At 52.2% G+C, this 11847-nt stretch carries 12 protein-coding genes and 1 other annotated feature; of the genes, 6 read left to right on the top strand and 6 right to left on the bottom strand.

Annotation, left to right across the window (positions count from 1 at the left end):
- Positions 1–45: 45 nt before the first annotated feature.
- The 4 genes from NE473_RS05920 to NE473_RS05905 form a co-directional block, all read right to left on the bottom strand.
- Positions 46–819: an ABC transporter ATP-binding protein gene (locus tag NE473_RS05920; RefSeq protein ID WP_006776146.1), complete on the bottom strand. Its 774-nt coding sequence runs from the start codon at positions 817–819 to the stop codon at positions 46–48.
- Positions 812–1699, bottom strand: coding sequence for an ABC transporter permease (locus NE473_RS05915; RefSeq protein ID WP_172682245.1), 888 nt, complete (start codon positions 1697–1699; stop codon positions 812–814). The genes NE473_RS05920 and NE473_RS05915 overlap by 8 nt, the downstream gene beginning before the upstream one ends.
- Positions 1700–1762: 63 nt before the next feature.
- Positions 1763–2866 (bottom strand): ABC transporter substrate-binding protein, encoded by a 1104-nt coding sequence (locus tag NE473_RS05910; RefSeq protein ID WP_055649748.1) that lies wholly within the window; start codon positions 2864–2866, stop codon positions 1763–1765.
- A gap of 71 nt (positions 2867–2937) precedes the next feature.
- Positions 2938–3179 (bottom strand) — a binding site (T-box leader).
- Positions 3180–3250: 71 nt separating this feature from the next.
- A complete protein-coding gene (locus NE473_RS05905) occupies positions 3251–3688 on the bottom strand; it encodes a hypothetical protein (RefSeq protein WP_055649747.1) in 438 nt (145 codons plus the stop codon).
- Positions 3689–3841: 153 nt separating this feature from the next.
- Between NE473_RS05905 and NE473_RS05900 the strand changes: the two genes are divergently transcribed.
- The 6 genes from NE473_RS05900 (at position 3842) to NE473_RS05875 (ending at position 9517) form a co-directional block, all read left to right on the top strand.
- Positions 3842–4351 (top strand): cysteine hydrolase family protein, encoded by a 510-nt coding sequence (locus NE473_RS05900; protein ID WP_055649746.1) that lies wholly within the window; start codon positions 3842–3844, stop codon positions 4349–4351.
- A 29-nt stretch (positions 4352–4380) separates the two neighbouring features.
- Positions 4381–5073, top strand: coding sequence for a response regulator transcription factor (locus NE473_RS05895; RefSeq protein ID WP_055649745.1), 693 nt, complete (start codon positions 4381–4383; stop codon positions 5071–5073).
- On the top strand, positions 5066–6418 hold the full coding sequence (locus NE473_RS05890; RefSeq protein ID WP_006776153.1) for a HAMP domain-containing sensor histidine kinase: 1353 nt from the start codon (positions 5066–5068) through the stop codon (positions 6416–6418). Before NE473_RS05895 ends, NE473_RS05890 begins: the two co-directional genes overlap by 8 nt.
- A 137-nt stretch (positions 6419–6555) precedes the next feature.
- Positions 6556–7659 (top strand): MGDG synthase family glycosyltransferase, encoded by a 1104-nt coding sequence (locus NE473_RS05885; protein ID WP_022032018.1) that lies wholly within the window; start codon positions 6556–6558, stop codon positions 7657–7659.
- Positions 7647–8378, top strand: a complete 732-nt coding sequence (locus NE473_RS05880; protein ID WP_006776265.1) for a polysaccharide deacetylase family protein — start codon at positions 7647–7649, stop codon at positions 8376–8378. The genes NE473_RS05885 and NE473_RS05880 overlap by 13 nt, the downstream gene beginning before the upstream one ends.
- A 47-nt stretch (positions 8379–8425) precedes the next feature.
- Positions 8426–9517, top strand: coding sequence for a lysylphosphatidylglycerol synthase transmembrane domain-containing protein (locus tag NE473_RS05875; protein WP_155521578.1), 1092 nt, complete (start codon positions 8426–8428; stop codon positions 9515–9517).
- On the opposite strand, the gene ilvN is transcribed toward NE473_RS05875, so the two are convergent.
- Together ilvN and ilvB are read right to left on the bottom strand one after the other, a co-directional pair.
- Complete coding sequence (gene ilvN, locus NE473_RS05870; RefSeq protein WP_006776263.1) at positions 9514–10011, bottom strand: acetolactate synthase small subunit; 498 nt, start codon at positions 10009–10011, stop codon at positions 9514–9516. The two genes, NE473_RS05875 and ilvN, sit on opposite strands and share 4 nt — an antisense overlap.
- A 2-nt stretch (positions 10012–10013) precedes the next feature.
- Positions 10014–11747 carry a biosynthetic-type acetolactate synthase large subunit gene (gene ilvB / locus NE473_RS05865; RefSeq protein WP_055649743.1) on the bottom strand — a complete coding sequence of 578 codons (1734 nt, stop codon included), beginning with the start codon at positions 11745–11747 and terminating at the stop codon, positions 10014–10016.
- Between the last annotated feature and the right edge of the window lie 100 nt (positions 11748–11847).

The following is an 11847-nucleotide window of genomic DNA, read 5'->3' as shown; positions in this document are numbered from 1 at the left end:
TGTTCTTCCGTCACCGGTATTTTTTTGTCTGATCTGCGGCAGGAATCAGTTTCCGCACTCAATGCTGATTTCGTTGAATCTGTCCAGAATATCGTCCACCTTCAGGGCGGCCTTGTCTTCATCGGCGCAGTCGATGATGGCATTGCCCTGGTGCATCATGATGAGACGGTCACCGTATTCCACGGCGTAGCGTAAGTTGTGAGTGACCATGATTGTGGTTAAGTTCTTTTCCCTGACGATCTGGTCGGTCAGCTCCATGATGACCTCAGCAGTCTTGGGATCCAGTGCGGCCGTGTGCTCATCGAGAATCAGAAATTCGATGGGAGTCATGGTGGACATCAAAAGAGCCATGGCCTGGCGCTGGCCGCCGGAGAGAACACCGACCTTTACGTGCAGCTTATCTTCCAGCCCCAGTCCAAGGGAATGAAGCTGTTCTTTGTAGTAATTGATTCTCTGACGGTTTGTACCGGGAAGGAGATTGAAGGGCTTTCCCTTATTGTCAGCCAGGGCCATATTCTCCAGTATTGTCATGTGGGGACACGTTCCCATGGCCGGATTCTGGTACACGCGGCCGATACGGCGCTGACGTCTGTATTCCGGCATGCTGGTTATGTCTTTTCCGCCGATGATGATGCGCCCGCTGTCCAACGGAATGCTTCCGCAGATAATATTTAACATGGAGGTCTTGCCGGAGCCGTTGCTTCCGACCACGGAGACGAACTGGCGGTCCTTTATGGTCAGGCTGAAGTCTTCGAATAAGCACATCTCATTGACGGTTCCCTGATTGTAGTATTTATTGATCTTTTTTAATTCAAGCATGACTCTTCACCTTCTTTTCCCTGCCGTTGCTGAGTACGAGTATGACGAGGAACAGCGCGGCCGTAATCAGTTTTAAATCGGAGGCCTCCAGCCCTAAGTAGATGGCGAGAGAGACACAGCCCTTATAAATGATGGAACCGATGACGACAGCCGTCGTAGATTTGACAAAGCCAACGCGTTTGAACAGCTTCGTACCGATGATGACATTTGCCAGACCGATGACGATGGTGCCGGTACCCATACTGATTTCAAAGAAGCCTTTCTGCTGACAGTAGACGGACCCGGCCAGCGCGGCCAGGCCGTTGGCGATGGCCAGACCCACGATTTTTACCATCCCTTTGTCTTTGGCAAGAGAGGTAACCAGCGTGTCGTTGTCGCCGACCGCCCGGAGCAGGTAGCCGGACCGTGTCTTTAAATAGAGGTCCAGCAGAAGCTTTACCAGGATCACAATGACGGCGAGAATGATAACAACGATGAAATTACTGATGCTGTCCGGAAACATACGGCTGACGAAAGCATTTTCAAAGATCGAGTCACTGTTGAAGATGGGGACGTTGGATTTACCCGCTACTCTTAAGTTGACAGAGTAGAGAGCAGTCATGACAATGATACCTGACAGCAGATCCCGGACCTTTAATTTCACGTGGATGAATCCCGTCACGCACCCGGCCAGGACGCCGGCCGCAAATGCGGCGAACAGCGTGAGCACCGGATTAACTCCAGCCAGTATCAGTGTGACCGTTACAGCTCCGCCAAGCGGAAATGTTCCGTCCACAGATAAGTCCGGAAAGTCCAGAATCTTATAGGTGATATAGACGCCCAGTGCCATGATGGCATAGACCAGGCCTTCTTCAAATACGCCAAGTATGATTGACATGATTGCGTTCCTCCAGGAGAAGTATTTTAGTTCCGCGGGCAGTGAGCCGGGCGGGAGAGTGATTGATTACTGTGTGATTTCGGTAAATATGGCAGCTGCGGAATCTGTTAAATCCTGCGGAAGGGTAATGCCGAGATTTTCAGCAACCTTGCTGTTGCCGTAGAATGCGGCTTCCTCGATGACTTCGAAGTTCATCTCGCTGGCTTTCTGTTCGCCCTTTAACACTTTGGCAGCCATTTTGCCGGTCTGGATTCCCAGATCGACGTAATCGAGACCCATGGAAGCCAGGCAGCCGATCTTAACCTGTTCTACCTCGCTTCCGAATACCGGAATGTTTTTCTTTGCAGCTTTATCCAGGATCATCGGGAGAGAGCTTACAACCGTGTTGTCGGTTAAATTGTTTAAGCAGTCTGCTTTTTCCAAAATGCTGTCTGCAGCCAGCGGGATATCGGCGGTGGAGGTTACGGCGCCTTCCACGATCTCAAAGCCGTAATCCGGAGCTGCTGCCTTGTATTCGGCGATGGCGGTTTCGGAGTTGACTTCGCTGGTGCTGTAGAGAATACCGATCTTCTTTGCATCCGGAAGAATCTGACGGATCATTTCCAGCTGCTTTTCTACGGGGAGTTTGTCGCTGGTTCCGGTGACCTCGCCGACCGGTGTTCCGTCTTCATTTGCAAGCGCCGCGGCGACCGGATCGGTGACCGCCGTGTAGATGACCGGAACGTTGTCTTTCTTCGCCCCGCCGTAGGCTGCCTGAGCGATCGGAGTCGCGATGGCGCAGATTAAATCTGCCTTTTTGGAAATAAAGTTGTTGATGATCTGACTGGCTGTTCCGCCGTCTGCCTGTGCATTTTCATAGAGAATGGTTAAGTTCTGGCCTTCGACGATTCCTTCATCAGCCAGTCCCTGTAAAAATCCGTCGCGGCAGTTGTCCAGGGAACCGTGCTCTGCAAACTGGCCGATGCCGATGGTGTAGGACTTGCCGTCTTCTGCGGAAGCGTCCTTGGCGGCGGTGGTGTCTGCGGCTTCTGCGGCGGTGGTATCTGCTGCGGCCGTTGTAGTGACAGCCTCTGCGGCAGTGGCAGCAGGATCCGCCGGTTTGGAAGAACAGCCCGCGAGTGCGGTTACTGTCATGGCTGCGAGTAAGAGTGCTTTCGTTGTTTTTTTCATAATTGATTCCTCCTGATTTTTCTGGTTTGCTTTAAAAACATAAAAAAAGTCCCAAGTATGCGCGATAACATACTTGAGACGAATTAACAATCCGCGGTGCCACTCAAATTGACTTCCTTAGAAGTCCCCTTTTCATATACTAACATATATGCCACCAGATAACGGTTGTGGTCTCCGTCGATCCCTACTTACCAAATGGTTCAGGACCGCCCTCAAAAGTCCATTCAGCTGTCTGCTCTATATCGCACTCACACCGACGGCGACTCTCTGAAATATTGCGGGATAGCTTACTCCTCTTTTTCAACGGTTTATTTTATTGCTTATTATATTAATGCGTCAAAGTGAATTTGTCAATAACTAATTTAAAATTCTTCTGTATTTCCTCTATTTTCCGAAAAAGCGTGCCAGCGGGCTGATTAAGTTGGATAAGTCTAAAATCGCCTGATTGAGCGTCTGGATATCCACGGAATTAATCTGCCGGAGGGCTTCCTTCACGCTCTGGTCACTGGAGGTTACCAGGTTGTCGATGTCCGTTACCATCTGGCCCAAATTCGCCTCCTCCAGCTCTTTGGCCACCACATTTACACTGTCCATCACCGTCTCCACATCGTCGAAAAGCCGGTTGACACGGGGGATGATAGTTGCAGAGGTATAGATGACGATGGCAAGGATCAGAATACTGGCCAGAGCGGTGATCTGAGACATCCGGTACTGCTTTTTCGCGTAGGAGGCCTGGCGTTCATTGGAGTCCTCCAGCTTTTTTAACATGGCCTCCAGTTCTTTGTCCGACAGGGAGGCAAAGGGATTTTTTTTCTCTACCATACTGATATCCTTCTTTCTGGTTCATTACGGCGCAGAAGCCGTTTCTTACTTTCAGTATACTACGGCCTGTGGGAAAAATCGAGGAAATATCTTCCTAAGGATATTAAATTGTGGTAAACTAAAGCAAATATCTGTAAAATGGAGGTTTAACAAATGAAGCTCTTAATTGTTGTGGACATGCAGAAGGATTTTATAGACGGCGCGCTGGGAAGTCCCGAGGCACAGGCGATTGTACCCAGTGTAAAAAAGATGATTGAGGAGTATCAGGCGGCGGGAGACGATGTGATTTTTACGCTGGACACCCACGATGGTAAGTATATGGACACCCAGGAAGGAAAGAATCTGCCGGTGCCTCACTGCATTAAGGGGACCGATGGCTGGGAACTGGATTCTTCTTTAAAGGAATTTCAGGGGAAACGGTTTGAGAAGAACACCTTTGGAAGCACCGCCCTCATGGAATACGTTCAGGAACGGCCGTATGAGTCTGTCATGCTGATCGGAGTCTGTACGGATATCTGCGTCATCTCCAATGCACTGCTGGTAAAGGCCGCCATCCCGGAGGTGCCGGTTCTCGTGGATTCCTCCTGCTGCGCGGGAGTCACGCCGGAAAGCCATGAAAATGCCTTAAACGCGATGAAGATGTGCCACATTGCGGTGCAGTAGACGATAAATCGGGGAAGGAGGTCTGCGCGATGGCACAGCGGATACTGATTGCGGATGACAGCGAGGAGATTATTGAAATTCTGCAGATCCTTCTGACCGGAGAAGGGTACGAGGTGGTGACCGCGGGAGACGGTGAAGAAGCGGTCAGGCTGGCGGACGACACCATTGATTTAATCATTCTCGATGTGATGATGCCGGTTAAGTCCGGCTACGTGGCCTGTTCGGAGATCAGAAAAAAGACTATGGCTCCCATCCTGTTTCTGACGGCCCGCACCCAGGATTCCGATAAATCCATGGGATTTTCGGCGGGAGGCGACGATTATCTGGCGAAGCCATTTTCCTATTCGGAACTCCTTTCCAGGTGCAAATCGCTTCTGAGACGGTATCTCGTCTACCAGGGAAAGAGCTTCGTTGCGCCGGATAACCGTCTGGTGCTGGGGGATCTTACTGTGGATCAGGACACACGGACCGTGACCGTGGAAGGCAGGGATGTGAATCTGACCTCCAGGGAGTACTGTATTCTCGTTCTCTTATTAAAGAACCGGAGAAAGATCTTTTCCTCGGAGAATATCTATGAGAGTGTCTGGAATGAACCGTACTTTTACTCTGCCAACAACAATGTAATGGTCCATATCAGAAACCTTCGCAGGAAAATTGAGAAGGACCCGCAGAATCCGGAATACATAAAGACCATGTGGGGGCGGGGGTATTATATTGATTAATTTTCTTAAGAAAATGGCGAATCCCACGCGCTTAAGTCTTGCCACACTGTATGATGTGGTGATCGCAGCGGCGGCCGCCTTTCTCTGCTATGTGGCGGTGACGAACGCCATGGGGCTTCTGGCCGGCATGATGACGGACCAGAAGAATTATTACGAGCGGCATACGAAGCTTCTGGCGGAGGAATTTCAGGATTTTGTCACGGAAAATCATGTGGAGATCGGAGACGGGGAGACCATCGGAGACTGGAACTCTGAGAACTGGTATGTGTTTCTGACGGTATATCAGCGGGAACGCGTCTACTATAATACCATGGACCGGGATAATGAGAAGCTGAAGACCGAGCTTAAGGACGAGCATCCGGGATTTCAGTATGGGTATCTCTACCGTCACGGGACTGCGGTTACCTATCCGGTGAAGTTTGCCGACGGGGACGGGGAGATCCTGATAAGGGCCTATTTTGAAGCCAGGTTCCGGACGCTGATCCTTGTACTGGGGGCGGGGCTGAGTGCGGTCTGCTTCGTCGTGGTGTTCCTCGTGTTGCTTCAGAAAAAACTGGCATATATCCGCCAGATTGAGAAGGGAATCCACATCCTGGAGACCGGTTCCAGAGGGTATGTAATTCCCTTAAAAGGGCGGGATGAACTCTATTCCCTGGCAGACAGCATCAACCAGATGAGCGAAAGCCTGCACAAGGAGATTGAGGAAAAGGACCGGATTGAAAAGGAACGGAGCGAGATCGTGACAGCCCTGTCCCACGATATCAGGACGCCGCTCACTTCGGTTCTGTTCTATCTGGATTTGATTACGGCCGGCAAATGCACGGCAGATGAATCCGTCCTCTATATGGAGAAGGCAAAGCGCCAGGCATATCATATGAAGAACCTGATGGACGATTTATTCAGCTATTCCTATGCCACAGGAGACCGCTTTTCCCTGAAAAATGAGGAATACGACGGAAATGAACTGTTTGGGCAGCTGATCGGTGATCTGACGGAATCCCTGGAGGAACACGGTTTCCGGACGGAAGTGCACTATAAGATTGAGACGCCGTTTACGGTGGAGACCGATGTGGTCCAGTTAAAACGCGTCCTGAATAATATTGGTACGAATATCGAAAAATACGCGCGCAGAGACGGCATTGTGTCCGTGGAGGTCAGGCTTTCAGACGGCTTCGTCTGCTTAAACATCGAAAATCCCATACGGGACGAGGAGATCGAGGTGGAAAGCTACGGGATTGGCGTCAAGGCGTCGGAGCAGATGATTGAAAAGATGGGAGGAAGCTTTACGTATGAAAGCCACGACTACCGCTATCATACGTTGATGAAGCTTCCGGAAAAACAATAGAATGAGAAATTTTTTTCAAAAAAACAGCAGACATGATAAGAATTTCTGAAGAAAATTTCAGAAATTTTACAGCCGTTTCTAAAGATTTATGGCTCATACTAAAACCAGGATAAAGAAGAATGAAATGAGGTGCGGATATGAAGCTTCTTTTTTTGACTGGAAAATTTGGTATGGGCCATTATTCTGCCGCTTTTTCGCTGGCAGAGCGTGTTTCGAGGGTGAATCCTGAGGCTGATATCGTGATCCGCGATATTTTTGAGTACGCAATGCCTTATTATTCCGATAAGGTTTATCACGCCTTTGGCGTCATGGTTACCCACTGCAGCGGAACGTATAATAAATACTATAATCATATGGAACGCAAGGGGCCGGATTTAAAACCGGTTTTTCTTCCGTGGTTTTTAAAGAAAATAAAAAATCTGCTGGAGGAGGAACAGCCGGATGCGGTCATCTCAACGCTGCCCCTCTGTTCCCAGATTATGTCCTGGTATAAGGCGGTCACGGGCAGCAGAATGCCTCTGATTACGTGCATTACGGACATCAGCAGCCATTCCGAGTGGATCAACGGCGCCACAGACTGTTACCTCGTTCCCGACCGTATGGTGCGGACGAAGCTGATGGAAAAGGGCGTAGAGGAAACGAAGATTTACGTCTATGGAATTCCGGTAAGACCGGAATTCGACTACGGATCAGAGCGGCCGGGAGAGACGGATGGGAAGAAGCACATCCTGATCATGGGAGGCGGTCTCGGAATCCTGCCTGAGAGCAATGAATTCTACGAGGAACTCAACGACTCCGGCCACATCAGGGTTACGGTGATCACAGGGAAAAATCAGGAAATCTACAAAAAGCTTCACGGGAAATACGAGAATATCGAGGTGATTGGATATACCAATGAGGTGTACCGCTATATGCAGGAGGCCGATGTGGTGATCTCGAAGCCGGGCGGAATCACCCTGTTTGAGACGATACACGCGGGAACGCCCCTGCTGGTATTTGAACCGTTTCTCCAGCAGGAGATCAACAACACAGGCTTTATCGTGGGCCGCGGTATCGGAATGATACTGGAGAAAAATCCCATGGACTGTGTCCGTGAGATTAGCAAGATCGTTCAGGATGACACGCTTCTGGACGCCATGAAGGCAAATGTAAACCGTTTAAAGAGAGAGTACGACCAGACCGTGATCGGCCAGGTCCTCGCTCTGATCGAAGGACCGGAGGGCGCATTATGTACGGGCTGAGGAAGAACTGGAGCAGACTGGCTGCGGGCTTCGGACTGCTGGCCGGTGGATTTACGGTGCATTCCGTGATCCCGGCCCTGTATCATAAACACAGAAATCCGGCGGTACTGCGAAGAACCGGAGTTCCCGGTACGGTGATGCTCACCTTTGACGACGGTCCCGATCCGGAGTATACCGGGCGGCTCCTCGACCTTTTGAAGAAAGAGGAGGTGAAGGCGGCTTTCTTTGTGGTGACCAGAGAGGCGGTAAAAGAGGAAGCGCTGATTGACCGCATGCTGTCAGAAGGCCATGTGGTTGGCTTTCATTCCATGGACCACCAGAACGCCATGGTGAGAGGATATCTGCATACGAAAAAAGATTTTCGCACCGGCTGCGAATTTATGAAGAGAAAAGGCATCTCCGACATCTGGTACCGTCCGCCCTGGGGGCTTACGAATCTGTTTTCCTGGCACTTTGTGAGGAAATACGGGATGAAGATGGTTCTGTGGGATGTGATGGCCGAAGACTGGGAGCGGGAAGCCACGGTGGGCTCGATCCGTAAGAAGTGCTTAAGCCGTGTAAAGGATGGGTCCATCCTCTGTCTCCATGACGGAGGAAGACGCACGGGAGGCGCACCCGGAGCTCCGGAGAAGACGCTGGAAGCGCTTGCGTATGTGATACCCGCGTTAAAAGAGGCGGGGTATCGGTTTATACTCCCCTCGGAATCGGTTTCCGGATAACCGTTTGCAGAAAATAGAAAGGAAGAATCGTTTTGGAGCAGAAAACCATGAAATGGAAAAATTCACTTCTCTGCATGGCGGCCATGGTGCTGCTGGCGGGAGTGACATGCTACATACTGTTAAGGGACCATTCCATGGGAACCCTGTGGGCGGTTTTAAAGAACGCGGACTTGCGTTTTGTACTGCTGGGGCTTTTTCTCATGGTTCTGTTTGTCGGCTGTGAGGCGGCTGTGATCAGGCTTCTGGCCGGGACGTGGGGAGGAAGTGTGCCCTGGAAGAGAGCCATGCAGTATTCATTTGCCGGCTTTTATTTCAGCTCGATCACTCCCTCCTCCACAGGCGGCCAGCCCATGCAGCTTTACTATATGATCCGAGACGGGATGAGCGCGGCGAGAAGTTCATTCGCACTGCTGACGATTACGGCCATGTATCAGCTGGCAGCGCTGACTTACGGCGCAGTGATGGGTGCCGCTAAGTTTTCTTATCTGATGGGACTGCCGCTGGCCCTTAAGCTCTTAATCTGTTTTGGGATTCTGGCAAACGGGATTTCCGTGGCGTTTATCCTGCTGATTCTGTTTTGCAGGCCGCTTGTGGAGCGGCTGGTATACAGAGTTCTCCGCCTGTTTAACCATATTCCTTCCTTTGACGGGGAAAAGGCCGCGCAAAAAGCCGGTTCCATGATCGAAGAGTACAGCCAGGGCGGCGCTTATCTGCGGAAATATCCGATGGCTGCGGTGAAGACGGCGGTGCTTACCTTCTGCCAGCTCACCTTCCTGTATATGGCCTCCTACTGTGCCTGTCTGGCCCTTGGCCTGGGCAGTGTAGGCCTGGTTAACTTTATTATGCTTCAGTCCATCGTCAGTCTTGCTGTGTCGGCCGTTCCGCTGCCCGGGGCGGTGGGGGCGTCGGAGAGCGGCTTCCTGGTGATGTTTGGCGGTTTCTTAAGCTCATCCCAGCTCCTCCCCGTCATGGTGTTGAGCCGGGGCATCAGCTTCTATGGCTTCCTCGTGGTCAGCGGCCTGGCGGTCGCCTCCCTCCATATCGGGAAGAAGGGAACGCCGAAAAAGGAAAAAGAGGTCCGAAGCCGGGCGCGGGGTCCAATGCATAAGCAGTTCAACGTTAGTGCAGATCCGCGCTAATCCATAGGGCTGAGAGCCGGTATGGCGACGCTGCCTCCGCGGATCGCGTAAATCCGGTTTGGGAACCGTTTCTGCATCCGTTTGATGAGAAGCGTGTTTTCCTCCTCCGGCCGTACACTTTTCAAAAGAATGGAAGACGGGGAGTAGTCGATGACTCTGGCGTGAAAGACGGAGGCCATGCGAAAAAGCTCCCGGATCTCCTCCTCCGAACAATCATGAATTCTTAAAAACATCAGCTCCTCGCAGTGTGCGGCGGTCTCCGTAAGGTCTACGACCTTGATGACCTCCACACGCCGGGCGAGCTGTTTTTTTATCTGCTCAAAGGTCTGATCGTCGCCGGTCAGCCCGATGGTCATGCGGGAGACCGTCTCATCCTCGGCCGGTCCCACGGTCAGACTTTCCAGATTATAGGATTTCCCGGAAAAGAGGCCGGCAATTAAGGCCAGGACACCGGGTTCATTTTCTACATACAGATTAATCCAACGCTTTTTCATCGTTATCTTCCCCTCTCATTCTCCAGGATCATGTGGTCGATCGGACTGCCCGGCGGTACGATGGGCAGCACGTTGTCATCCCAGGCGATTAAAAATTCGATCAGAACCGGCGCGTCTTTGCTGGCTTCTGCGGCCTGAAGAGCCGGCTGAATCTCCTCTGCCTTCGTGACTCTGATCCCTGTAATTCCAAAGCTTTCAGCCAGCTTGATGAAATCCGGCGTGTACGGCGGACAGTCCGGTCCGGGCTCCATACAGACTGCGGGGCAGCTGTATCTCCGGCGCAGGCAGGTGGCGGAATAGCGGTGTTCAAAAAACATCTCCTGCCACTGGCGCACGTTGCCCAGCCAGCCGTTGTTAAGGACGCAGATGATCACGGGGAGCCCGCAGACCACGGCTGTGGCCATTTCCTGCATATTCATCTGCAATCCACCGTCCCCGGTGATGAGCACCACCGTCTTATCCGGGTTCCCGATTTTCGCGCCGAGAGCGGCAGGGAGGCCGTATCCCATGGTGCCAAGTCCGCCGGAGGTCAGAAGCCGCCGGTCCTTGTCCAGCTCCAGAAACTGGGCTGCCCACAGCTGGTTCTGTCCGACATCTGTAGCGACGAGGAGCGGGCCTTCCAGCCGGTTGATACACCGGATAACGGATTCCGCGGTCAGTCCTTCCTGCTTCATGGTGATGGGATGGTTTTCTTTCCAGCCATCGATCTGCTTCCTCCACTCGTCTGTGTCCAGAGGCACAGCTTTTTCCAGGAGCGCCTGAATGGCGGCACCGGCGTCGGCGACGATGGGAATATCGACGGCGATAGTTCTGGAAATAGAAGCGGGATCAATGTCCACGTGGATAATGGACGCATGTTTCGCAAATTCCCCGTTCTTTCCGGTGATGCGGTCATTGAAGCGGGTGCCGATGGAGAAGAGGACATCGCAGCTGCTGACCGCCGAGTTGGCGGCAAAGCTTCCGTGAATCCCGATACTGCCCGCATACAGCGGATGCGTGGAGGGGATGGCGCCCTTTCCCATGATCGTAGTCACGACAGGAACGCCGGTACGTTCGGCAAGCCGTGTCATGGCTTCTTCCGCGCGGGCGATATTGACGCCGCCGCCCACCAGGAAGAGGGGCCGCTTTGCCTGATTTAAGAGCTCTAGGGCCTTTTTTATCTGGCCGCCGTGTACGGCGAAACCTGGCCGGTATCCCCGGAGGTTCACATGGTCGGGATAGCAGCAGCTCCCGTATTCTTTCTGAATGTCTTTGGGCAGATCCACCAGCACGGGGCCGGGCCTTCCGGTCGTGGCGATGTGGAACGCCTTTTTGATAATTTTCCCTAAACGTTCTCTTGTCCGGACGGTTACTGAATATTTGCAGATACTCCTGGTGATGCCTGTAATATCGACCTCCTGAAAGGCGTCGTTGCCGATCAGGCTGGTGGGGACCTGGCCTGTGAAACAGACGAGGGGGACGCTGTCGTAATTGGCCGTTGCGATGCCAGTCACCAAGTTGGCCGCGCCTGGGCCGCTGGTCACGAGACAGACCCCGGGCCTGCCGGTGGAGCGGGCATAGCCGTCGGCGGCGTGAACCAGTCCCTGTTCGTGGCGGGGGAGGATGAGACGGATGCCTGTTTCCCCGTAAAGTGCGTCGAATAAGTCAATGGCCTGTCCGCCGGGATAGCCAAACAGGACTTCGACGCCTTCTTCCTTCAGTGCTTTTACAAAAAGCTGTGCGCCTGTGATTTGCATGATCAATACCTCCTTCTTAAAATAATGAATGCAAGTACTTGCTGTCATATAAGCGGTAAAATTGGTACCGCGGTTTTATGGCGGTACCGTATATGATTTC

This window comes from Hungatella sp. SL.1.14, assembly GCF_024460495.1.
GTDB classification, from domain to species: Bacteria; Bacillota; Clostridia; order Lachnospirales; family Lachnospiraceae; genus Hungatella; species Hungatella hathewayi.
Note: the sequence above shows the minus strand (reverse complement) of the source record. Positions and strands in the feature narration are given on the sequence as shown.

Bases quoted from the DNA above. Each gene is read 5' to 3' on its own strand.
- NE473_RS05920 (WP_006776146.1), bottom strand. From the start codon at position 819: ATGCTTGAATTAAAAAAGATCAATAAATACTACAATCAGGGAACCGTC.
- NE473_RS05910 (WP_055649748.1), bottom strand. From the start codon at position 2,866: ATGAAAAAAACAACGAAAGCACTCTTACTCGCAGCCATGACAGTAACC.
- NE473_RS05905 (WP_055649747.1), bottom strand. From the start codon at position 3,688: ATGGTAGAGAAAAAAAATCCCTTTGCCTCCCTGTCGGACAAAGAACTG.
- NE473_RS05900 (WP_055649746.1), top strand. From the start codon at position 3,842: ATGAAGCTCTTAATTGTTGTGGACATGCAGAAGGATTTTATAGACGGC.
- NE473_RS05895 (WP_055649745.1), top strand. From the start codon at position 4,381: ATGGCACAGCGGATACTGATTGCGGATGACAGCGAGGAGATTATTGAA.
- NE473_RS05885 (WP_022032018.1), top strand. From the start codon at position 6,556: ATGAAGCTTCTTTTTTTGACTGGAAAATTTGGTATGGGCCATTATTCT.
- NE473_RS05880 (WP_006776265.1), top strand. From the start codon at position 7,647: ATGTACGGGCTGAGGAAGAACTGGAGCAGACTGGCTGCGGGCTTCGGA.
- NE473_RS05875 (WP_155521578.1), top strand. From the start codon at position 8,426: ATGAAATGGAAAAATTCACTTCTCTGCATGGCGGCCATGGTGCTGCTG.
- ilvN (WP_006776263.1), bottom strand. From the start codon at position 10,011: ATGAAAAAGCGTTGGATTAATCTGTATGTAGAAAATGAACCCGGTGTC.
- ilvB (WP_055649743.1), bottom strand. From the start codon at position 11,747: ATGCAAATCACAGGCGCACAGCTTTTTGTAAAAGCACTGAAGGAAGAA.